Annotated in this window: 19 protein-coding genes and 4 tRNA genes; 10 read left to right on the top strand and 13 right to left on the bottom strand. The window is 69.5% G+C overall.

All coding sequences use genetic code 11. The annotated features are described in order from the left end of the window. Positions 1-23 precede the first annotated feature (23 nt). The 4 genes from GEV26_RS10435 to GEV26_RS10420 form a co-directional block, all read right to left on the bottom strand. Complete coding sequence (locus GEV26_RS10435) at positions 24-458, bottom strand: hypothetical protein (protein ID WP_153653009.1); 435 nt, start codon at positions 456-458, stop codon at positions 24-26. A gap of 98 nt (positions 459-556) precedes the next feature. Next, positions 557-628 (bottom strand) — tRNA-Val (locus GEV26_RS10430). A gap of 31 nt (positions 629-659) precedes the next feature. Continuing rightward, positions 660-730: transfer RNA gene (locus GEV26_RS10425), tRNA-Cys, on the bottom strand. 27 nt (positions 731-757) lie between these two features. After that, positions 758-829, bottom strand: a tRNA-Gly gene (locus GEV26_RS10420). An 84-nt stretch (positions 830-913) separates the two neighbouring features. On the opposite strand from GEV26_RS10420, the gene GEV26_RS10415 reads away from it, so the two are divergent. The 4 genes from GEV26_RS10415 (at position 914) to GEV26_RS10400 (ending at position 4,271) form a co-directional block, all read left to right on the top strand. Beyond that, entirely contained in the window at positions 914-1,747 is an 834-nt protein-coding gene (locus GEV26_RS10415; RefSeq protein ID WP_153653008.1) for an aminotransferase class IV, read from the top strand. Positions 1,748-1,803: 56 nt separating this feature from the next. After that, a tRNA-Val gene (locus GEV26_RS10410) sits at positions 1,804-1,875 on the top strand. Positions 1,876-2,550: 675 nt separating this feature from the next. After that, entirely contained in the window at positions 2,551-2,742 is a 192-nt protein-coding gene (locus GEV26_RS10405; protein ID WP_153653007.1) for a hypothetical protein, read from the top strand. A 503-nt stretch (positions 2,743-3,245) separates the two neighbouring features. After that, complete coding sequence (locus tag GEV26_RS10400; RefSeq protein WP_153653006.1) at positions 3,246-4,271, top strand: carboxylesterase family protein; 1,026 nt, start codon at positions 3,246-3,248, stop codon at positions 4,269-4,271. A gap of 17 nt (positions 4,272-4,288) precedes the next feature. Here the strand turns inward: GEV26_RS10400 and GEV26_RS10395 are convergent, their stop codons facing one another. Both GEV26_RS10395 and GEV26_RS10390 read right to left on the bottom strand, forming a co-directional pair. After that, on the bottom strand, positions 4,289-5,872 hold the full coding sequence (locus GEV26_RS10395) for an ABC transporter permease (RefSeq protein ID WP_153653005.1): 1,584 nt from the start codon (positions 5,870-5,872) through the stop codon (positions 4,289-4,291). Next, a complete protein-coding gene (locus GEV26_RS10390; protein WP_153653004.1) occupies positions 5,869-6,798 on the bottom strand; it encodes an ABC transporter ATP-binding protein in 930 nt (309 codons plus the stop codon). The genes GEV26_RS10395 and GEV26_RS10390 overlap by 4 nt, the downstream gene beginning before the upstream one ends. Positions 6,799-7,101: 303 nt before the next feature. Here GEV26_RS10390 and GEV26_RS10385 point away from each other — a divergent pair, with 303 nt between their 5' ends. Then, positions 7,102-7,911, top strand: coding sequence for a sigma-70 family RNA polymerase sigma factor (locus GEV26_RS10385; protein ID WP_194839819.1), 810 nt, complete (start codon positions 7,102-7,104; stop codon positions 7,909-7,911). A gap of 3 nt (positions 7,912-7,914) precedes the next feature. Here the strand turns inward: GEV26_RS10385 and GEV26_RS10380 are convergent, their stop codons facing one another. The 4 genes from GEV26_RS10380 to GEV26_RS10365 are packed head-to-tail and all read right to left on the bottom strand — an operon-like array spanning position 7,915 to position 10,967. Beyond that, entirely contained in the window at positions 7,915-8,316 is a 402-nt protein-coding gene (locus tag GEV26_RS10380; protein WP_153653002.1) for a hypothetical protein, read from the bottom strand. Positions 8,317-8,335: 19 nt separating this feature from the next. Continuing rightward, positions 8,336-8,935: an acetoacetate decarboxylase family protein gene (locus GEV26_RS10375; RefSeq protein WP_208430951.1), complete on the bottom strand. Its 600-nt coding sequence runs from the start codon at positions 8,933-8,935 to the stop codon at positions 8,336-8,338. Next, on the bottom strand, positions 8,932-10,374 hold the full coding sequence (locus GEV26_RS10370; protein ID WP_153653000.1) for a flavin-containing monooxygenase: 1,443 nt from the start codon (positions 10,372-10,374) through the stop codon (positions 8,932-8,934). The genes GEV26_RS10375 and GEV26_RS10370 overlap by 4 nt, the downstream gene beginning before the upstream one ends. Then, on the bottom strand, positions 10,371-10,967 hold the full coding sequence (locus tag GEV26_RS10365) for a TetR/AcrR family transcriptional regulator (RefSeq protein ID WP_153652999.1): 597 nt from the start codon (positions 10,965-10,967) through the stop codon (positions 10,371-10,373). The genes GEV26_RS10370 and GEV26_RS10365 overlap by 4 nt, the downstream gene beginning before the upstream one ends. A gap of 56 nt (positions 10,968-11,023) precedes the next feature. Here GEV26_RS10365 and GEV26_RS10360 point away from each other — a divergent pair, with 56 nt between their 5' ends. Then, entirely contained in the window at positions 11,024-12,736 is a 1,713-nt protein-coding gene (locus tag GEV26_RS10360; protein ID WP_153652998.1) for an FAD-dependent oxidoreductase, read from the top strand. 6 nt (positions 12,737-12,742) lie between these two features. On the opposite strand, the gene GEV26_RS10355 is transcribed toward GEV26_RS10360, so the two are convergent. Further along, the gene (locus GEV26_RS10355) at positions 12,743-14,272 is read right to left on the bottom strand and encodes a PQQ-binding-like beta-propeller repeat protein (protein ID WP_153652997.1); all 1,530 of its coding nucleotides are present in this window, start codon (positions 14,270-14,272) and stop codon (positions 12,743-12,745) included. A 56-nt stretch (positions 14,273-14,328) separates the two neighbouring features. Continuing rightward, positions 14,329-16,662 (bottom strand): PAS domain S-box protein, encoded by a 2,334-nt coding sequence (locus GEV26_RS10350; RefSeq protein ID WP_194839818.1) that lies wholly within the window; start codon positions 16,660-16,662, stop codon positions 14,329-14,331. Between the two features lie 137 nt (positions 16,663-16,799). Between GEV26_RS10350 and thrS the strand changes: the two genes are divergently transcribed. Beyond that, positions 16,800-18,776: a threonine--tRNA ligase gene (gene thrS, locus GEV26_RS10345; protein WP_153652995.1), complete on the top strand. Its 1,977-nt coding sequence runs from the start codon at positions 16,800-16,802 to the stop codon at positions 18,774-18,776. Positions 18,777-18,803: 27 nt separating this feature from the next. Here the strand turns inward: thrS and GEV26_RS10340 are convergent, their stop codons facing one another. Continuing rightward, positions 18,804-19,532: an SGNH/GDSL hydrolase family protein gene (locus GEV26_RS10340; RefSeq protein ID WP_243838699.1), complete on the bottom strand. Its 729-nt coding sequence runs from the start codon at positions 19,530-19,532 to the stop codon at positions 18,804-18,806. A 142-nt stretch (positions 19,533-19,674) separates the two neighbouring features. Between GEV26_RS10340 and GEV26_RS10335 the strand changes: the two genes are divergently transcribed. The 3 genes from GEV26_RS10335 to GEV26_RS10325 are packed head-to-tail and all read left to right on the top strand — an operon-like array spanning position 19,675 to position 22,394. Beyond that, entirely contained in the window at positions 19,675-20,220 is a 546-nt protein-coding gene (locus tag GEV26_RS10335) for an HIT family protein (protein ID WP_243838697.1), read from the top strand. A gap of 8 nt (positions 20,221-20,228) precedes the next feature. Then, the gene (pgsA, locus tag GEV26_RS10330; RefSeq protein ID WP_153652993.1) at positions 20,229-20,867 is read left to right on the top strand and encodes a phosphatidylinositol phosphate synthase; all 639 of its coding nucleotides are present in this window, start codon (positions 20,229-20,231) and stop codon (positions 20,865-20,867) included. An 18-nt stretch (positions 20,868-20,885) separates the two neighbouring features. Further along, entirely contained in the window at positions 20,886-22,394 is a 1,509-nt protein-coding gene (locus tag GEV26_RS10325) for a SulP family inorganic anion transporter (protein ID WP_153652992.1), read from the top strand. Position 22,395 lies beyond the last annotated feature (1 nt).

Raw genomic sequence — 22,395 nt, 5'->3', positions numbered from 1 at the left:
TTCCGGGGGCACGAAGAACGTCCTCAGCGTCGGTAGGGAGCGTCGCCGACGCGTACGGGGCCAGCCGGCTGCCACGTGTCGTCCCCGACCCGACGCACAGGGCACTCGTAGTAGCTGCGCGACGTACGCATGGTCGCCCCGACGCTCTTCATCGAGTCGACTGCTCCATGGACGACCCACTCGGGTGTCTTCCCCTCGGCGGCAGCTCCGCTGAACACCGCGGTGGAGGGGCTCTGGAGCTCCTGCTTGACGAAGGTCTCGCAAGCGCCCAGGGCGCCGTTCTCACCCGACGCCTCGCCGGATGAGCTGGAACCGGCGTTCATGACGACGAAGAGGATCGAAGCGCCGATGCCCAGCACGCCGAGGACCAGAACCACGCCCAACGGGCCGCCTACCGGGCTCCTGCGGGTCTTGGGCTTCCCTGGATGCGAGAGGTGCGGGGGAGCGGGCTGGCTCATGCGCCGATTCTGTCAGGGCCAAGGCCCACCGCCTCGACATTCCCGAGAACGACGAAAAGCCCCCGAAATCTGTTGGGATTCCGGGGGCTTCTTCCGTGTGGGCGATACTGGGTTTGAACCAGTGACCTCTTCCGTGTCAGGGAAGCGCGCTACCGCTGCGCCAATCGCCCATTGCTGGTGCTTATGAAGTTGTGACGTTCGAGGTGGGTACGGGATTTGAACCCGTGTAAACGGATTTGCAGTCCGTTGCCTCGCCTCTCGGCCAACCCACCGCAGGATGGGTATGGAGACCCTCTCCGAGCGGACAACGAGATTCGAACTCGCGACCCTCACCTTGGCAAGGTGATGCTCTACCACTGAGCTATGTCCGCACTTGGCCTCTACCGGAGGCCGAGATGAAACATTAGCCGATGGTTCCCGCAGACCCAAAACCGGGGTCGGCGTAGCCTTCGATCATGAAGACATGGGTCAACGGCCAGCTGCTGAAATTCCCTGACGAGCCAGTGATCAGCCCGCTCGATCACGGCATGATCGTCGGCGACGGAGTCTTCGAGACGGTGCAGATCAGCCGCAACGAGCCGTTCGCGTTGACGCGGCACCTGGACCGGCTCGTGCGGTCCGCGGAAGGGCTCGGCATCGGCACGCCCGACGTCGGCGCAGTCCGTGAGGGCGTCGAAGCGACGATGGACGGCCAGGACATCGAGTTCGGGCGCATCCGGGTGACCGTGACCTCGGGCCGTGGGCCGCTCGGCTCTCCGCGCGGCTCCGAAGGCCTGACGTACGTGGTGATCTCCGAGCCGTGCCACCGTCCTCCCGACGTCTCGAGCGTCGTGACGGTCCCGTGGCCCCGCAACGAGCGAGGCGCGCTCTCGGGGCTGAAGACCACGTCGTACGCCGAGAACGCGCTCATGGTCGAGCACGCACTGGCCCGCGGCGCGTCCGAGGCCGTCATGGCGAACACGCGCGGCCAGCTCTGCGAGGGGACGGGCTCCAACATCTTCTACGTCGTGGAGGAGAGACTTCTCACACCCACTCTGGCGGCCGGCCCGCTCGCGGGTGTCACCAGGGCGCTCGTGCTCGAGTGGTGCGCCGGTGAGATCGACGTCGCGGAGCAGGACGCGCCGATCGAGGTGCTGCAGACCGCGGACGAGGTGATCCTCGTCGGCACGACGCGCAACGTGCAGGCGATCGCGAAGGTGGACGACCGGGAGCTCCCGGCGCCGGGGCCGATCACGCAGCGCGTGCAGGCGATCTGGGCGCGTGAAGTGTCGCGGGGGATGGACCCGTAGGTCACCGGGGTCGAGGTGCCGAGGAGCTATAGGTTAGAGTTTCGGACGCACCCCGCGGGCGATTGGCGCAGTGGTAGCGCGCTTCGTTCACACCGAAGAGGTCACTGGTTCGAACCCAGTATCGCCCACCGCAACAGAACCCTCTGATCAGCGATCATCGCCGGTCAGAGGGTCTCTCGTTTCTCCATCGGGCTACCTGCACCGCATCGCCGCTCATGGGGCTTGGCGCCACCGACGTGAACCGGTGCGGCCTTGACCTCCCACCTTCTCCGACGATGAATGGGTTCGTGAGAACCCATGACGCGGATGGCGATGCTGGGAATCGCCACGTGGCGGCACAGTGGACTCGACTGTTGACGTTTCTCGACGGCATCGGCTCAGCGCGAGAAGTTGCGCCCGGTCGGATCACCCTGAGGCTGCGCGAGGACGCGACGTCGAGATCGTGAAGACCCCCGAGCAGTGGGACAACATGATTGGGCCCATATGGGGCAGTTTCGATGACGCGGCGGCGGATGTCCGACAGTCCGTCCTGAGCGTGGGCAGCGAGCCGTTTCTGGTGTACGCGGATTACCAGTTGGAGCCGTCGTCCACGCCGCACGTGCCGAAGATCCTCAGGAGGAACGCCTACGGGCGCTGCTCGAGGCGGCCAGCGGGAAACCCATTGGCTCATGGTTGTCCAGGACGGCGAGGGCCGCGTAGTGGACCGGTTCAGCGACTTCCCAGACGAGTAGCCTCGACTGCAAGGGGGCTGCGCGAGACCCTGATTCGAGGGAATCGGGGGCGCGGACCGATACGGTGACGTCATGCCCGATGAGGCGTACTACTCGCCGCACGACAGACCGTTGTTCTGGATCGGCATGGTGACTGGAGCCTCGTTCACCGTTTACGCAGTCCTCTCACTCACACGGGAGTCGTGGCTGGGGGCAGGCGTGGGCGCGGTGGTGGGCGTCATCGGTTTCCTGAACGCTCGACGCCACTGGAAGGCGATGCACTAGCCATGCGCTCCCATCGGGGTCCGGATCTTCGGCAGTCCAGTGGTTGCGACGGCATCGTCACCCCGTGATGCTGACGACATGCCGTCCCTCGAGCCGAATGACCGGTCGGACGTTCGGCGATCCACGTGGTGGGTAGAACGAGGGCGGGTGCCGCGCCCGCGGGCGTGGTGGCGAGATGCCGTGCCTCTTGCAGTTTTCGCCGCATTGGTCACGTTCGCGTGGGCGCTGGACGACGAGAGATCCAGAGGATGGGTGATCGTTGTCAACTGGGTGTTGGCGGCTGCCGTGCTCGGTTGGAGCTGGTTTCGCCGCGAGAAGCCGTCGAGGGACTGAGGTCTCACGGCGCCTGCTCGCTGCCGTGGGCCAAGCGCCCGGGGCGGCGAGGACTTCGTCCTCTGCCTGCCCGGCGCGGTACCGCGGGACAGTCAAGTGGTCTGCTCGTCCTGCGGGCGGACGGGGGGTGGTGAACCGCTTCCCCGATCTTGATCGTCAGGAAGTCCGACATGACACGTTCATGGTTCTCCCGTCCTTGCCTCACCGCGGCTGCCTGCAGCGCCCTGCTGTTGGGTGTCGCTGCGTGCGGCTCCTCGAGCGACGGCGACTCCGACCAGCCGTCGCGCGCTCCCGCCTCGACGTCGACCGGCCCGCCGGGTGGGCAGACCCCGTCGGCCAGCGCCGACGCCACCGAGCTCGCGGCGCAGGTCAAGAGCAAGTTCAAGCAGAAGACCTACAAGGACGCCGAGACCGGACGGACGCTGCCCTACAACATCTTCCTGCCCGACGGCTACAGCACGACCAAGGAGTACCCGGTGGTGCTGTTCATCGGGGACGCGAGCCTGGTGGGGCAGGACGTGACGGCGCCGCTTTCGCAGTACGGCGCCCTGGTCTGGGCCGGTGACAGAGACCAGCAGGAGCACGAGAGCATCGTGCTGGTGCCCGAGTACCCGAGCGTCATCATCGACGACCGCGACGGCTACTCGACCACCGAGTACGTCGAGATGACCGCACGCTTCATGGAATCGATCGAGGACACCTACAGCGTGGACGACGACGAGGTCTACGGCACCGGCCAGTCGATGGGCTGCATGACGATCCTGTACCTGGCGGCGAAGTATCCCGACCTCTTCGCTGCCGAGCTCCTCGTGTCGGGCCAGTGGGACAAGAGCCAGCTGGAAGGGATGGCCGCGGAGACGTTCCTCTACATCGCGGCCGGCGGTGACACCCGGTCCACGGACGGGCAGAAGGACCTGCAGGCCCTCCTGAAGCGCGCCAAGGTGCCGTTCGGCACGGCTACCTGGGACGCGACGTGGTCGGAGCGGCGGCTGGACGCGGCGGCGAACAAGCTGCTGGGGGACGGCGACACGGCAAACTTCGCGACGTTCGAGCCCGGCACCGTGCTGAAGGCGGACGGGCAGGAGACCGACGCCTCCGGACCCGGCGGCGTCGCCGAGCACATGGCCTCGTTCGAGCCCGCCTACAAGATCCCGGCCGTCCGCGACTGGCTGTTCGAGCAGGCGGGCCGCGACTGAATCTCGGCGACGGGGACTCACAGCACGTCGCGACGGCGGAAGCCGACAAAGGCGACGGCCATCAGGGCGAGGGCCACCACGCACAGCCAGGCCAGACCGGACCAGTCCGTCGAGGACGCTGCGACAGCCGGGACGTGGCGGAACGGGCTGATGTCGAGCGCCCAGTCCGGCAGCTTGAACGTCGGTCCGAGGATCGTGAGACCGAACGAGGCCACGATGCCCAGCCACCCAATCAGGCGGATGCGAGGCGCGGCGCCCACTGCGGCGAACGCGATGGCGACCAGCAGCCAGACCGCCGGGATCGTGGCGAGGGCCTGCCCGATGATGTCCCGAGCCGAGATGTCCTCCCGCGGCCCGACGATGCTCATGGTCACACCGGCGAGCGCCATGGCGAGTGCGGATCCCGCCAAGGCGACCACGAGGTTGCTCGCGAGGTAGACCTTGCGCCGCAGCGATCCGGCCAGGAGCGGCTCGACCCGGTAGTCGACCTCCTCGGAACGCATCCGCAGCGCCACCTGGACGCCCAGCACCGCAGCGATCATGCCGGTGAGATGCAGGATGGTCACGATGAAACCGAGCGTCGCGGCCCGCTGGCCGGTTGCCCCGCCCGCGATCGTCTCGGCCATTGCGGGGTTGGCCGCGAGCACGTCACCGATCGACGAGGCCAGGTTGCCGAAGACCACGCCGAGAGCGGCGAACGCGATGAACCAGGCCACCAAGGGCCCGCGATGCAGACGCACGGCGAGGCCCCAGGGGGACGTCACCCAGCCGCCACGCGCCGGGCCGGGGCGGGTGGCGACAGCGCCCTGCCCGAAGTCGCGGCGCTCCTGCAGCGCGAAGGCCACGGCGACGAGCACGACCGCGAGTGCCACTGCCGGCAGCAGGGGCCACACGCGGTTGTCGGTCGCCGGATGGGTCGCCTCGAGCCAGCCGAACGGGGTCACCCAGTCGGTCCAGCCCGGAGCCCCGCTCGAGTCGAGGTAGCCACGGAGCACGTACAGCACACCCGCGGTCGCCACCCCCAGGCTGGTCGCGGTGCGGGCGTCCGACGAGATCTGGGCGGTCACCGCGGCCGCGCCGGTGAACATCAGTCCCGCGCCGGTGAACGTCGCACAGAGGATGCACGTGGCTGCCGCGCCGCCCCCGCAGGCGACTGTGACGAGGAACGAGACGATTCCGAGCGCCACGGACGCGACCACGCCGAGCGTCACCGCCACGCCCAGCCGGGTCTGACGGCCCATGACCCCCGAGGCGAGCAACTCGGCCTGGCCCGAGTCCTCGGCCGCACGGCTGTTGCGCACCACGACCAGGATCGCCATGAGGGCGGCGAAGAATGCGCCGAGGCCGCCGGCTCGCCAGGCGTTGAAGCCGTCGGCGGTCAGGAGGTCGCGCGCCGGACCGAAGATCAATGACAGGGCCGGGTTGCCGCCCAGCGCCCGCGCGAGCGCCTCACGGTCCTCCCGGTCCGGGAAGATCCAGGCGTAGGCCAGCACCGACGAGGCCGAGAGCGCCGTGACACCGGCGATCCACGGTGCGATGTTGCGGGCGTCCTGGCGAGCCGACACCCGGAGCAGCGGTCTCGTCCCTGTAAAGGCGCTCATCGCCCGGCTGGTCCGGACGGTGCGGTCACGTACTGCTCGAGGAACAGCTGCTCGAGCGAAGGTGGGGTGACGGTGAGGCCACTCATCTCGTACGGCAGCAGGGCCGCCATCGCCTCGCTGACGCGGGTGGACTCGATGCTGCCGGTGAACCTGCTGTGCTCGTCGACGTGCGCATCGCGGAAGATGCTGAGGGTCGACACGTCGCCGGGTGGGCGAGCGAGCGTCGCCCTGACCGAGACCGTGGCCTGCCCCCGCAGGTCCTCGAGCGCCCCGGTCTGCACGATGGTGCCGGACCGGATGATGCTGACCCGGTCGGCAAGCGCCTCGACCTCGCTCATGATGTGGCTGGACAGCAGGATCGTCGCCCCCGCCGACTTGACCTTCGCGATCTCGTCCTGGAAGACCGACTCCATCAGGGGATCGAGCCCCGAGGTGGGCTCGTCCAGGATCAGGAGCTCCACGTCGGACGCCAGGGCGGCCACGATGGCGACCTTCTGCCTGTTGCCCTTGGAGTACTGGCGGCCCCGCTTGGTCGGGTCGAGCTCGAACCGTTCGACCAGCGCAGCGCGCTTCGTCTCATCCAGGCCCCCGCGGAGCCGGCCGAGCAGATCGATGGCCTCGCCCCCGGACAGCGCCGGCCACAGCACGACGTCCCCAGGCACGTACGCGAGCCGGCGGTGGAGCTCCACTACGTCCCTCCACGGATCGCCACCGAGCAGCTCTGCGGAGCCGCCGTTGGCCCGCAGGAGGCCGAGCAGGACCCGGATCGTGGTCGACTTGCCGGCGCCGTTCGGCCCGAGGAATCCGTGGACCTCGCCGCGCCGGACCTCCAGGTCCAGACCGTCCAGAGCGCGGAAGGAGCCGAACGTCTTGACCAGCCCGTGCGTGCGGATCGCCAGGACGTCCCGCGCCGGTTCCGGGGTCATCGCCGCGTCCCTCCCCGGTACGGTCACGGTCCGGGTGACCGCACCTCTCGCCAGCACACTGCCGCCTGCACTCGGTCTACGGCAGAGTCGTCGGTCCCTGGCACGTCGGAGCCGATCCGCCGGCGGGGGGAGTGCTGCGTCACACCCGGTTACCGCGCGGAGACGGCGGTTACGTGCAAGTATTTTCCTGGCTGCAACTGGCCGTTACATCGAGGTGACGACACCACCCCGTCGGATCCTCATCTCCCAGGGGAATTACTTGTGATGGTTGAACACGATCTTGATCGTTCGTCTGCCCTCGACATGACGCTCGAGGAGCTCGACGACGGTGCGCTCGTCGAGCTCACCCGGCAGGGGAGCACCGAGGCGTACGCCGCCCTCTACGACCGGTACGTGTACAGCGCGCGCCGCCTGGCCCGGCACCTGGGCCAGCGCGACGAGTCCGACGACGTCGTCTCCGACGCGTTCGCGCAGATCTTCGGCCTGCTGCAGCGCGGCAAGGGCCCGGACAGCGCCTTTCGGGCCTATCTGTTCACCGCGGTCCGTCACGAGTGCGGTCGTCGGGCCAAGGCCGTCAAGCGCGTCGTGCCGACGGACGACGACACCGTCATCGACAGCGCCGTCCCGTTCGGCGCCGGTGAGCTGGACTCCTTCGAGAGGAACGCGGTCCGCGCGGCGTACGAGTCGCTGCCCGAGCGCTGGCGCACGGTTCTGTGGCAGCTGGACGTCGAGGGTCGCAAGCCCCAGGAGCTCGCCGATGCCCTCGGCCTGAAGCCCAACAGCGTCTCGGCGCTGGTCTACCGGGCCCGAGCCGGGCTGCGCGAGGCCTATCTGCAGCAGCACGTCAGCTCGACGGACGACTCGGCCGGACAGGCGTGTCTCTTCGTCCGCGAGCACTTCGCCGCAGTGGTCCGTCGCACCGCGTCCCGGCGGGACCAGGAGAAGGTCCACGCCCACCTCGAGACGTGCAGGGCCTGCATGGCGGTCTACCTGGACATCCAGGAGGTCAACGGCGAGGTCAGCGCGGTCGCGACACCCGCGGTGGGCGCCGGGGAGCGGTCGGCGACCGTCACCCCCATCCGCCGCGCGACGGCGGTCACGACGGCCGGGTGAGGTTCACTCCTCGCCGGTGCACGCGCTGAAGGCGGCGCCGAACTCCTCGGTGTCCTGCAGCGGGGAGGCCTCGGGCTCGACGATCCTGCCGCCGGTCACGGCGTACAGCGCGTCGTCGAAGATCACCAGGGTCGAGCCGTCGAGGCACGGCGTCTCGTCCTGCGGGCCGGGCTCGCCGTCCTGCAGGCACTGCTCGTAGTCCTGGGGCAGGGTCGCCCCGGCCTTCCAGACGTCGGCGCAGTCCGGTCCGGTGGGGACCGGTGTCGTCCGGGTCGCGGACGGCTTGCCCGACTCCTTCGTCTCGGTGTCACCGCCACGGGCGCCGTCGGACGACGAGTCGTCCCCGCCCGACGTGCAGCCGGCGAGCAGGAGGGCGGTCGCGGTCAGGATCGCAAGTCGGCGCATCCCTCGAGCGTAGTGCCGATCAGCTGCGGCCGAAGATCAGGCGGAACGGGCGCGCCGCGAGCGTGAGCAGCGGTCGGCGGCCGGCGAGGAAGCCGACCGGTCCGCCCGCGGCGAACGACCAGCGGCCGCGGGTGACGCCGAGCCGGACGCGGCCGCGCACGGGGGAGACCTGCAGGGTCCCCGCGCGGTCCTGCGCGATGGTGAACCCGAGTGGCAGGCGGAACGGCAAGTGGCGCACCCGCGGCACGGTCAGCGTGCCGATGCCGTGCGCGTCGTACGCGTGATGGGGCTCGACGTCGAAGTCCGCGAGCTCCTTGGGGATCGCCCACAGCTCACGCCCCCCGTCGCGGGACGCCGCGCTGTCGACCCAGATGTGGGTGATCGAGACCCGGGGGCGCCAGCCCTGCCGGACGAGCACGGTCGACATGATCTCGTCGTACGTCAGCGGGCTGGGCCGCTCGTAGACGAAGAACGCTGCCGAGACGATCCCGCGTCCGAGCACGGTGATGGGCCGCGTCGCGGACGAGTGGGGGGCGGGCAGGTCCTTGACCGGCACCAGCCACACGCCGATGTACGCGTGGCCGTGCAGGTCCCACGGCTCGGCCGGGTATGCGTTCACGCCCACTCGAACGCCTCCGGCTCGAGGTGCTTGGTCGCCTTGGCGAACGGGAGGGTCGCACCGGGCCAGTTGGACGTGATGCGACCTGACGGGTGGCGGTACCAGTTGTCGCACGAGCTCCACACCGAGCTGTCGAGCTGGCGGGTGAGCTCGCGGTCGTAGTCCCGCTCGGCCTTTTCGGTCACGACGACCGAGCGATAGCTGCCGGCCTCCAGGCGGTCCACGACCTGGCGCATGTGGCGCGCCTGGGCCTCGAGCATGTAGATGATCGAGCCGCCGCCGAGGTTGGTGTTGGGGCCGTACGTGACGAGCAGGTTGGGGAACCCGGGGACGTACATGCCGAGGTACGCGTGCGCCCCGTCGGTCCAGTGTGTCGCGAGCTTCTGGCCACCGACGCCGGTGATGTCGATCGACTCCAGGAAGTCCTGGGCGTCGAAGCCGGTCCCGTAGACGATCGCGTCGACCTCGTGCTCCGCGCCCGTGTCGTCGACGACTCCGGTCGGGGTGACCCGGGTGACGCCGTGGGTCACGACGTCGACGTTGGGCTGGGCGAGGGCGGGATAGAACTCGTTGCTGAACAGGATCCGCTTGCAGCCGATGGGGTAGTCGGGGGTGAGCTTGGCGCGCAGCTCCGGATCGGTGACCTGCTTGTTGAGGTGACGCATCGCGATCGCCTTGTTGATGCGACCGACCTTGGACTTCTCGTCCAGCCCGCGGGCGAACTGCTCCATGATCGTCCAGATGCCGCCGCGCTCGATGCGTTGGCTGATCGGCAGCGCCTTGAACAGGGCGCGGTGCCACGCGGTGTAGGGCTTGTCGGGCTTGGGCAGGAGGTAGTTCGGGGTGCGCTGGAACATCACGAGCTGCGCCGCGTCCTTGGCCAGGTGGGGTACGAACTGCACCGCGCTGGCGCCTGCACCGACGACCGCGACGCGCTTGCCGGTCGCGTCGAAGGAGTGGTCCCACTCGGCGGAGTGGAACGAGGTCCCCGTGAACGACTGGACTCCCTCGATGCTGGGCAGCCTGGGCCGCGAGAGCTGTCCGACCGCGCTGACGAGCAGGTCGACGGTCTCCACGGTGCCGTCCGAGAACGTGACGCTCCAGCGCGCGGCGTCCTCGTCCCACGCGGCCGCGACCACCTCGGCGCCGAAGCGCACCAGCGGGGTGATGCCGTGCTTGTCCGCGACCGAGCGGATGTACGCGTGGATCTCCTCCTGGAGGGCGTAGCGCCGCGTCCACTGGGAGTTGGGCTCGTACGAGTAGGAGTACAGCGGGGACGGCACGTCGCAGCCGGCACCTGGGTACGTGTTGTCGCGCCAGACGCCGCCGAGGTCGTCCGAGCGCTCCCACAGGCGCAGGTCGGTGTGTCCCGACCGCTTGAGCTCGACGGCGACGGCGATCGCGCCGAAGCCGGATCCGATGATGCCGATCGAGGTCATGGAAGTTCCTTCGTGGGAGCGTGGTCGTGGACGAACAGCAGGACGCTGTCGGTCAGCAGGTCGAGGGCTTCGTCGCGTGAGTACGTCTTGCGCTGCAGCCACTCGCGGCAGACGGCCTTGGTCAGCGCCGCCATCGGCCGCAGCCGGGCGCGCAGGTGGGGGGAGTCCGGCAGCCCGAGGGCGTCGAGCACGAGCCGGGCGGCGCGGTCGTCCGCCTCGTCGACCACCGCCTGCACGTCGGAGGCGCCATGCAGGTTCGCCGCCCCGCTCGCGGCCACCCACGCCTGGCCGTACGTGGTCGCGGCGTTGAGGATCCAGTCCATCGTGAGCCGCGCCCGCTCCTCGAGTGTGCGGCCGTCGTAGTCGGGCAGTGCCTGCGTCGGCATGAGGATCGAGCCCCGCATGACCTCCAGGAACAGCTCGCGCTTGTCGCCGAAGTAGTGGTTGATCAGCCCGCGGGCGACACCTGCGGCCTCGGCCAGCTCCGCGGTCGACACGTCGTCGTAGGCGCGATCGGAGTAAAGGACCCGCGCCGCGTCGATGATCTGCTGGCGGCGCTCGGCGGGCGCGAGGCGCAGTCGGGGGGCGGGCACGGCACCAGTGTCGTCCGCTATTGGCAGAGTGTCAACAAGCCCGTAGGGTGTGACCCATGACTCAGCGTGACTACGACGTGATCGTGATCGGATCCGGCTTCGGCGGCAGCGTCGCGGCCCTGCGACTGACCGAGAAGGGCTACCGCGTCGGGGTGCTGGAGATGGGTCGGCGCTTCGCCGACGACGAGCTGCCCGAGACGTCGTGGCGCGCGCGCCGCTACATGTGGGCGCCCTGGGCCCGGTGCTTCGGCATCATGCGGCTCACGCTGCTCAAGGACGTCCTCATCGCGAGCGGGACGGGGGTGGGGGGCGGCTCGCTCGTGTACGCCAACACGCTCTACGAGCCGCTCGACCCCTTCTATCGCGACCGCCAGTGGGCGCACATCACGGACTGGAAGGACGAGCTCGCCCCGCACTACGCCCAGGCCAAGAAGATGCTCGGCGTCACGGCGTACCCGGGGACGAGCGTGGCGGACGACCTGATGTCGACCCTCGCCAAGGAGTACGGCGTGGAGGACACCTTCCACGCCTCCGACGTCGGGGTGCTGTTCGGCGACAAGCCGGGTGTCGAGGTCGAGGACCCGTTCTTCGGCGGCGCGGGACCCGCGCGGCGCACCTGCATCGACTGCGGGGCCTGCATGACGGGCTGCCGTCACAACGCCAAGAACACGACCGTCAAGAACTACCTGCACCTCGCGGAGGGCGCAGGCGCCGAGGTCCACCCCATGACGACCGTGACGGACGTGCGGCCGATCGCGCCCCGTGTCGAGGGCGGGGCACCGCGCTACGAGGTGCGCACGCAGCGCACGGGCAACCGGCTGCGCCGCGCGACCTTCACGGCCGACCAGGTCGTCTTCGCCGGCAATGCGCTCAACACCCAGAACCTGCTGCACCGGCTCAAGCGGCGCTCGCTCCCGCACCTCTCGGACCGGATCGGCGAGCTGAGCCGGACCAACTCCGAGGCCGTCCTGTCGGCCCGCTCGGCGGACAAGGACGCCGACTACACCCCGGGCGTCGCGATCACGTCGTCGTTCCACCCCGACGAGCACACGCACGTCGAGCCGGTCCGCTACGGTCACGGGTCCAACGCGCTGGCCCTGATCAACATGGCGCTGCCCGATCGTCCCGGCCCCGGTGGCCGCCTGCGTGCCGTTGTCCGTGGCTACCGGGTCCTGGGGCTCCGCGGGGCGCTGCGCGTGCACAAGCCGCGGCGCTGGGCCGAGCAGTCGATCGTGGTGCTCGTGATGCAGTCGCTGGACAACTCGATCACGACGTACCTCAAGCGGGGACCCTTCGGACGCACGCTGACGAGCAAGCAAGGAGTCGGCGAGCCCAACCCGCCGTACATCCCGGTCGCGGACCGGGTCGCGCGGGACATCGCCGAGCGGATCGGCGGGCACCCCGGCAGCTCGATCGGCGAGCTGGCGGGCGTGCCCCTGACGGCCCACTTCCTCGGTGGCTGCGTCATCGGCGAGAGTCGCGAGACCGGTGTCGTCGACCCCTACCAGCGCGTCTTCGGGCACGAGGGGCTGCACATCAGCGACGGCTCGGCGATCACCGCCAACCTGGGGGTCAACCCCTCGCTCACGATCACGGCGCAGTCCGAGCGGGCGATGTCCCTGTGGCCCAACAAGGGGGAGGCCGACCCGCGGCCACCGCTCGGGCAGCCGTACGAGCGGGTGGCCCCGGTGGCGCCGGTCCGCCCCGCCGTGCCCGAGGGGGCGCCGGCGGCCCTCCTGCTGCCCGTCCCGGTCGTCCCGCCCCGCTGACCGGGCTCAGCCCTTCGGCAGCGTGTAGCCGACGAGCCCCGACGAGCGGGACAGGACGTACGTCGAGGAATCCACCTTCTGGGCGCTGTCCTTGACGGTCGCGACGGTCATCGGCCGGTCGACGACCGTGCCGTCGGGGCTGCACTGCTCGATCATCGGGTCGCCGTAGCGTTCCCGGTTCTCGTTCTCCCCGCCGGCGTCGAAGGGGATGACGTACTTGATGGTGGCCGTCTTGCCCTCGCAGGCGAACAGGTCATCGGTGGACATGGCGACCGACGTGCCCGTCCTGGCCTCGTACAGACGGGGCCCCTTGGCGGTGGGCACGACGAGGGTGCCGGGAGCCGTGGTCAGGTCCGCGTTGTCGCCCTGGAGGAATGCGTGGGCCGCGTCCTGGTCGAGGGGCGCAGACCATCGGGTCCTGCCGGTCACCGGGTCGTAGCCCTGGACCGTGACGGAGGTGCCGGAGGGCGTGCGGAGCTTGCCCTTGACGAAGTGCAGCGTGCCCGAGACGGCGCACCTGACGGGATCGCGCGTGGCGTTGTCGGAGTCATCGGAGTCGTCGCCCTCGCCCAGGCACGGCTTCCTGACGCCGTCCTTGCGCCAGATGAGCTCACCTGTCCTGCCGTCGAATGACATCTGTGTCCTCCACGCCAGGTCGAAGTCATAGGACTTGCCGGCCGCAGCGCGGTCCTTCACGGTCTTCGGCATGCCGATGCCGATGTAGCCGGTGTAACGGTCCGTCTTCTCGTCCCAGTCGACGCTCCAGCCCGTGTCGGAGGTGTGGTGCTTTCCCGCCAGCTCCTCGACCGGGGTCGTCCACAGGGTCTTGCCGTCCCTCTCGACGCCGATCAGCTCGCCGGGGCGGTCGTCGGTCGAGAACAGCCCTCCGTCCGCAATCGAACGGCGGTTGGCCGCGAGGCCATCCCGGTCGACCGCGAGGCGTCCGGTCTCGAGGTCCAGACGCAGGTTCTGGTAGTCGGTGCCGGAACCGTAGGAGGCGCGCAGGCAGGCATCCACCTCGTCGTCGCACTCTTCAAGCGGGACGGCCGCCAGCACGTTGCGGGTGCGGAACCGCTCCTTCCCGGTGGCCGGGTCGAGCGCCACGATGGGCGTGAGCCAGTAGCCGGGATTGTCCAGGCTGAGCGGGCGCGGTGGCTCGAGCAGGACAACCGACGCGGTGCCGTTCTTGTCCTGGGAGATGACCGGCGACAAGGCATAGCCGGGAGCCTGAGCACCGGGACTGTACGGATGCTTCCAGGTCACGGTCCCGGTCGCGGTGTCCACGCCGATGAGATCGAGCTCGTTCTGGCGAGCCTTCACGATCGCCACGGCGGTCCGGCCGACGACCTCGGGCTGGCCGAGCATCTTCTGCTTGACCGTCCACGCAGGCTTCACGGTCGTGGCGTCCCGCGTGAGCTGCTTCGCCGCGGCCTTGGCGGCCGCGTCCTTCTTGTCCTCCCCGTCGTCGCTGCCGGCGCTGGTGCATCCCGTGGCGGCGAGCATCGTGCCGACGACCACCCCGATGATCTTCTTCATGGAGACAATCTGGCACAGAAGGCCGTCCAGGTGGGGCGGAACCGCCGCGTCGCGGCTCAGGCCAGGGGGACGGTCACCAGGAACGCGCCGCCCGGTCGCTCGGGCGTCGGATCCTCGTACGTCGCGTCGCCGCCCTGGGCGCGGGCCAGCTCGCGAACGATGAACAGGCCGAGGCCCGTGCCACCGAGCTCGTCGCCCGTCGCGAACCTGCCGAAGAGACGTGAGCGGACGTCGGGCCGTACGCCCGGCCCCGCGTCGGCCACGCGGATCTCGGCCTGGTCCCCGGCCACCGTGACGTCCACGTGGACGGGCGACCGACCGTGCTTGAGGGCGTTGTCCAGGAGGTTGTCGACGACCTGGGCCAGTCGTGCACCGTCGGCCATGACCGTGACGTCGTCGGGCGCCTGAACCGTGACGACCTGATTGCTCGCGGCTTGCAGCGCCGTGGCTGCCGCGGCCTGGAGCAGCGGCTGCAGCGCCGTCGGCTCGGGGGACAGGCGCAGCGCGTTGGCGTCGAGCCGCGAGGCGGTGAGCAGATCGGACAGCAGCCGGCGCATGCGCTCAGCACTGGTGGTCATGCCGTCGAGGAGCGTCAGACGCTCGTCCTCGCCCAGGGCACCCCAGTGCTTGGACAGCACGTCGGCGGAGCCGCCCAGCACGGTGGCCGGCGTCCGGAGCTCGTGCGCGGTCACCGCGAGGAACTGGGACTGGTCGGACGCCGCGTGCCGCAGCTGCATGTTGAGGGTCTGCAGGGCCTCGTTGGCCTCCGCGAGGGACTGGGCGGCGCGCTCCTGCTCCTGCTGCGCGAGGTACTGGGTGGTCGTGTCACGGGTGACCTTGGAGAAGCCCACGAGCTTGCCGACGTCGTTGTGGACGGCCGTGATGAGCACATTGGCCCAGAAGCGCGAGCCGTCCTTGCGGACGCGCCAGCCCTCCTCGCCGTAGCGACCCTCGCGCAGCGCTATCTCGAGCTCGTGCTCGGGATGACGGGCCTCCTGCAGCTCCGGGGGATAGAACACCCGGAAGTGCCGGCCGATGATCTCGTCGGCGGTGTAGCCCTTGGTGCGCTGGGCGCCGGCGTTCCAGCTGACGATGTGACCGTCGGGATCGAGCATGAAGATCGCGTAGTCGCTCACCGCGTCGACGAGCAGACGGAAGCGCTCCTCGCTCTGGCGCAGCGACTCCTCCGACTCGAGCCGGGACGTCACGTCGCGGGTGATCTTGGCGAAGCCCACGTGGTTGCCGCCGTCGTCGAACACCGCCGTGATGAGGACATTGGCCCAGAACCGGGACCCGTCCTTGCGGACCCGCCAGCCCTCCTCCGCGTAGCGGCCGTCGCGGAGGGCGGCCTCGAGCTCGCGCTCGGGGTGCCCGGACTCCTGCAGCTCGGCACTGTAGAAGGTGCGGAAGTGCCGGCCGATGATCTCGTCCGCGCGGTAGCCCTTCGCGCGCTCGGCGCCGGCGTTCCAGCTCACGACGTGCCCCTGGGGGTCCAGCATGAAGATCGCGTAGTCCTCCACCGTCTCCACGAGCAGGCGGAAGCGCTCCTCGCTGCGGCGCAGCTCGTCCTCTGCGGCGCGCTGCTCCGTGATGTCCTGCACCTGCAGGAAGACGTAGAGCGGCAGACCGGCGCGGTCGCGCACGGGCGCCAGCGTCGACATGACCTTGCGCTCCCTGAGCCCCGAGACGCCGTGCTCGACGCGGATCACGTCGACCTGCTTGTGCTGGATCTCGGCGAGCGCCTCGTCGAGCAGCTCCCCGTGTCCGGCCATCAACGCGGCGTAGTCGACACCGACCAGGTCCTCGTGAGGATGCTCGATGAGCTTGCCCAGGGCGCGGTTGGCGCGGACGATGCCGCCGGACAGCGTGAGCGTCGCCATGCCGATGGCCGCCTCGTCGAAGACCTCCCGGAAGCGCTCGAGGTGCTCGTCCAGCACCTCGCGGTCGGTCTCGGTCACCTGCTCGCCGACAGCCGCAAGGGACGATGCGGGCGCTGGTGGCGCCGCAGGGGCCCGGCCCTCGTGCACGTCGCGCAACCGATCGACCAACACGTCGAGGGAGACGGACTTCTCCAGGAACGCCGAGGCGCCCATCGAGCGGGCCAGCTCGGCCAGGCCCTCGCCCTCGAAGCCCGTGAAGACCACGACCCGGGTGGTGGGCGAGACCGCGAGCACCCCCGGCAGCGCGTCGATGCCGTCGAGGTCGGGCATGGACATGTCCATGACCAGCAGATCGGGGCGGAACTGGTGGACGAGCTCGATCGCGTCGGCTCCGTCCGCGCCCTCGCCGACCACCTCGAAGGCGCCCGAGAGCCTGAGGTGCGTACGGACCAGTGCTCGAACCTCGGGTGCGTCGTCGACGACCACGACGGTCGGCAAGCGGTTGTCCATATGTACGAGATTAAAGGGCTGAGTGGTCCCGTGCTGCACTGCGAGGCCGAAATCTCGCGCCCGGACCCCCGCGATACGGTGGTCCGAACCAGCACGCGCCATCCGTAGGGCGCGTCGACCCGAACAGAGGTAGCACCGTGCCGGACATCCAGATCGTCGTCGACCACGAGTCCCGATCCGTCGAGCAGGGCACGAAGGCGTGGCAGCTCTTCGCCGACACCCCCGAGATCATCGCGGCCCGGGTGAGCGGCACGTTGAAGGATCTCGCGTACGAGCTGGCCGACGGGGACTCCGTCGAGGGCGTCGCGATCGACTCCGCGGACGGCCGCGACATCCTGCGCCACTCGACCGCGCACGTCATGGCGCAGGCCGTGCAGGACCTCTTCCCCGAGGCGAAGCTCGGCATCGGCCCCCCGATCACCGACGGCTTCTACTACGACTTCGACGTCGCGGAGCCCTTCGTCCCCGAGGACCTCGCCAAGATCGAGTCGCGGATGAAGAAGATCATCAAGGAGGGTCAGAAGTTCGACCGCCGGGAGATCAGCGACGACGACGCGCGCGCCGAGCTGGCCGACGAGCCCTACAAGCTCGAGCTGATCGGCCTGAAGTCCACCGCGGGCGACGCGGCCGAGGGTGCCAGTGTCGAGGTCGGTGAGGGCGGCCTGACGATCTACGACAACCTCAAGCGCGACGGATCGGTCGCGTGGAGCGACCTGTGCCGCGGCCCGCACCTGCCGACCACCAAGCGCATCCCGGCCTTCACGCTCATGCGCAGCGCCGCGGCGTACTGGCGCGGTGACGAGAAGAACAAGCAGCTGCAGCGCATCTACGGGACGGCCTGGGAGTCCAAGGACGCCTTGGACGCCCATCTGCACCGCATCGAGGAGGCCCAGCGCCGCGACCACCGTCGCCTCGGCACCGAGCTCGACCTCTACAGCTTCCCCGACGAGATCGGCTCGGGACTGCCGGTGTTCCACCCCAAGGGTGGTGTGATCAAGCGCGAGATGGAGGACTACGTCCGCCGCCGGCACATCGAGGAGGGCTTCGAGTACGTCGGCACCCCGCACATCGCCAAGGAGGGGCTGTTCTACACCTCGGGGCACCTGCCGTACTACGGCGAGGGCATGTTCCCGGCGCTGGACGTGGACGGTCAGGACTACCGCCTCAAGGCGATGAACTGCCCCATGCACAACCTGATCTTCCGCTCGCGCCAGCGCTCGTACCGTGAGCTGCCGCTGCGCCTGTTCGAGTTCGGGCACGTCTACCGCAACGAGAAGTCCGGTGTCATCCACGGCCTGACCCGTGTGCGCGGCTTCGCCCAGGACGACTCGCACTCGTACGTGACCCCCGAGCAGGCGCCCGGGGAGATCCGTCACCTGCTGAACTTCGTGCTCAGCCTGCTGCGCGACTTCGGTCTCGACGACTTCTACCTCGAGCTGTCCACCCGCGACGACTCCAAGCCCGACAAGTTCATCGGCTCGGACGAGGAGTGGGCCAATGCGACCAAGGTGCTCGAGGACGTGTGCCTCGAGACCGGTCTCGAGCTGGTCCCCGATCCCGGCGGAGCGGCCTACTACGGCCCGAAGGTGTCGGTGCAGGCGCGCGACGCGATCGGTCGCTCGTGGCAGATGTCGACGATCCAGTACGACTTCAACATGCCCTCGCCCGAGCGCTTCGGCCTCGAGTACGTCGCGGCGGACGGCTCCCGCCAGCAGCCCGTCATGATCCACTCGGCCAAGTTCGGCTCGATCGAGCGATTCATGGGCGTCCTTGTCGAGCACTACGCGGGCGCGTTCCCTCCGTGGCTCGCGCCCGTGCAGGTCGTCGGCATCCCCGTGGCCGAGCGCCACGCCGACTACCTCTACGAGCTCACGAAGCGGCTCAAGGCCCTCGGCATCAGGGTCGAGGTCGACGACTCCGACGAGCGGATGCAGAAGAAGATCCGCAACGCGCAGCTGCAGAAGGTGCCGTTCATGCTGATCGCAGGCGACAACGACGTCGAGGCCGGCGCGGTGTCGTTCCGCTACCGCAGTGGCGAGCAGGAGAACGGCGTCGCGGTCGACGACGCGATCGAGCGCATCGTCGAGGCGATCCGGACCCGCGCCCAGGTCTGAGACCTCGCTGCACGGGCGCTGGGGCTCCTAGCGCTCGTGCAGGCTGCTGCGGAAGTAGACGTGCTTGGCGATCGAGGTGCTGCCCGAGAGGCTGGGATGGACGCCGTCGAGCGTGCGGTGCCGTGGGCGGATCGCGTCCGTGGCGGTGTCGACGTACTCCAGCCCGTTCTCGCGCGCGGCCGCCTCGATGATCCGGGGGATCCAGCGCCCACTCGGGGCGATCTTCCTCGCCCCGCCCCACGGCGCGGTGACGATCACGGTCGCGTCGTCGCCGGCCAGCTCGGCGACCCGGCGCAGCGCGGGGCGTACGGCACGGGAGACCTGCTGGGCCGAGCTCGGCGCGTCGCCGTGCCCGTTGCGGCGGCGGGTCAGGCAGTACGACCGGTCGTTGACCCCGCCCTCGATGACCACGACCTCGGCGGCGCGGATGAGCGCGGCGTGGGCATCGATGCTCTGCTGGAAGCTCCTGCCACGGCAACGGGTGCCGCGGCGCAGGTAGCCGGCTCCGCCCTCGGCCACCACGATCGGGTCGACGTCGATCGTGTCGGCGAGCATGCTCCACCACGCGCGCCGCTCGGGTGCGCCGGTGTCGGAGTAGGCCGCGCTGATCGAGTCGCCGATGACGACCATGGTGGCGCGTGCGGGCGTCGCGGCGGCCTGCCGCACGTCCTCGGCGGCGGTCGCGCCCGCGTCCTGGCTGCGCCCGGGGTGTGCCAGTGCCGCGCACGCCGTGAGGGCGCACACGACGGCGGTCACGGTCCTTCTCATTGGCGCAGTCCCCCTGACGACGGAAACAGCAGGCTACCGGCAGTGGGGCAGGGCAGGAGCGATCCCGCTGGCTGTGGCGCGCCGCACGTCGGTGCCGGGGGAGCACGTGCGGACGACTAGGGTGTTTGGCGTGACGGACCAGCGCGACGAGCAGGACGGCGTGGGCGACCCCGATGCCTTCGAGCGTCTCTGGACGCCCCATCGCATCGCGTACATCAAGGGCGAGAACAAGCCCGCGTCCTCCGAGGCCGCGGACTGCCCGTTCTGCCGGATCCCGTCCCTGGACGACGCCGACGGCCTGATCGTGCACCGGGGCGAGTCCGCGTACGCAGTGCTCAACCTCTACCCGTACAACGCCGGCCACCTGCTGGTCTGCCCCTACCGCCACGTCGCGGACTACACCGAGCTGACCGATCAGGAGACCGCCGAGGTCGCGGCGCTGACCAAGCAGGCGATGCGGGTCATGCGCACGGTCACGAGCCCGCAGGGGTTCAACCTCGGTCTCAACCAGGGCCAGGCTGCAGGGGCGGGCATCGCCGCACACCTGCATCAGCACATCGTTCCCCGCTGGGGTGGCGACGCCAACTTCATGCCCGTCATCGGGCACACCAAGACCATGCCGCAGCTGCTGGGCGACACCCGCGAGATGCTCGCGGCCGCCTGGCCGAAGGAGTAGACGAACCCATGCTCGAACGTTTCCGCGACTTCTGGACGAAGGTCTGGGCCCCGCTCGCCGACCTGCTGCTGCGACTCGGCGTCACCCCCAACCAGGTGACCGTCGTCGGCACGATCGGCGTGAGCGCGGGCGCACTGTGGTTCTTCCCGCGCGGTCAGTTCTTCGTCGGCGTCCTGGTCATCACCGCATTTGTCTTCAGCGACATGATGGACGGCTACATGGCCCGCAAGCTGGGCAAGCCGTCCAAGTGGGGCGCGTTCTTGGACTCGACCCTCGACCGGGTCGGTGACGCTGCCGTGTTCGGCGGTCTCGTGCTCTACTACACGACGTCGGACGCCGAGGCGGATCTCGGCGACACCCGTATCTATCTCTACCTGAGCCTCGCGTGCCTGGTCCTCGGCAACCTCACGTCGTACGCCCGGGCGCGCGCCGAGTCGCTCGGGATGACGGCCAAGGGCGGCATCGCGGAGCGTTCCGACCGTCTGGTCGCGATCCTGGTCATGACCGGTCTGGCCGGCCTGTTCGACCTGCCGATCCTGCGAGAGCTCACGCTGTGGGTCTTGGCGTTCGCGAGCCTCATCACGGTGCTGCAGCGCATGCGCATCGTCTACAAGCAGACCGTCGACAGCCCCGGCCTCGAGTCCTGACGGCGGCCGACGAACCCCTTGAAGACCTCTCCACCCTCCACCGGCGAGCACGCCCCGCTCGAGCCGACCGTCCGCAACGCCCTGCGCTCCCCGCGCCTGCTCCGCGTGGAGGTGCTGGCTGGGCTGGTGGTGGCCCTCGCGCTGATCCCGGAGGCGATCTCGTTCTCGATCATCGCCGGAGTCGACCCACGTGTCGGGCTGTTCGCGTCGTTCACGATGGCGGTCGCGATCTCGTTCCTCGGCGGACGTCCCGCGATGATCTCGGCGGCGACCGGCGCGGTCGCCCTGGTCATCGCCCCGGTCATGAAGGACCACGGCTACGACTTCCTCATCGCCACGGTCCTGCTCGGCGGCCTCATCCAGATCCTGCTCGCGCTCGCCGGGGTCGCGAAGCTCATGAGGTTCATCCCGCGCTCGGTCATGGTCGGCTTCGTCAACGCCCTGGCGATCCTGATCCTCGAGACGCAGGTCGATCACCTGATCGACGTGCCGTGGGCGGTCTACCCGATGACCGCGGTGGGCATCGCGGTCATCGTCGGCCTCCCGCGCGTCAGCTCGGTGGTGCCGGCGCCCCTCGTGGCGATCGTCGCGCTGACGGCGTTCACGGTCGTCGGGGCGGTCGACGTGCCGGACGTGGGGGACCAGGGCGATCTGCCCGACAGCCTGCCCGCGTGGTTCGTCCCGGACGTCCCGTTCGACCTGGAGACGCTCGCGATCATCGCGCCGTACGCGCTCGCGATGGCGCTGGTCGGCATCCTGGAGTCACTGCTCACCGCGAAGCTCGTCGACGACATCACCGACAGCCGCTCGGACAAGACCCGCGAGACGTGGGGCCAGGGGGCCGCCAACATCGTCACGGGACTCTTCGGCGGGATGGGTGGCTGCGCGATGATCGGCCAGACGATGATCAACGTGAAGGTCTCGGGGGCGCGCACCCGCCTGTCGACGTTCCTCGCGGGCGTCTTCCTGCTCGTCCTGGTCGTCGGCTTCGGCGACGTCGTGGCGCTCATCCCGATGGCGGCGCTCGTCGCAGTCATGGTCATGGTGTCCGTCGGCACCTTCGACTGGCACTCGATCAAGCCCGCGACCCTGCGTCGGATGCCGCGCAGCGAGACGGCCGTCATGCTCGTGACGGTGGTCGTCACCGTGCTGACCCGCAATCTCGCGATCGGTGTCGCGGTCGGCGTCCTGACGGCGATGACCCTGTTCGCCCGCCGGGTCGCGCACCTGACCCACACCGAGCGCACGATCGTGCAGGACGACGACGGCTCGTCCCGCGCGGTCTACACCGTGACGGGAGAGCTGTTCTTCGCCTCGAGCAACGAGCTCTACACCCAGTTCGACTACGCCCACGACCCCGAGACGGTGGTCATCGACCTGTCGCAGTCGCACATCTGGGACGCCTCGACGGTCGCCTCCCTCGACGCCATCACCACCAAGTACGAGCGCAGGGGCACGTCCGTCCAGATCATCGGGCTGAACCAGGCGAGTGCCGAGCGCCACGGGCGCCTGAGCGGCACCGTGTAGC

It is taken from the genome of Aeromicrobium yanjiei (assembly GCF_009649075.1).
Lineage (GTDB): Bacteria > Actinomycetota > Actinomycetes > Propionibacteriales > Nocardioidaceae > Aeromicrobium > Aeromicrobium yanjiei.
Note: the sequence above shows the minus strand (reverse complement) of the source record. Positions and strands in the feature narration are given on the sequence as shown.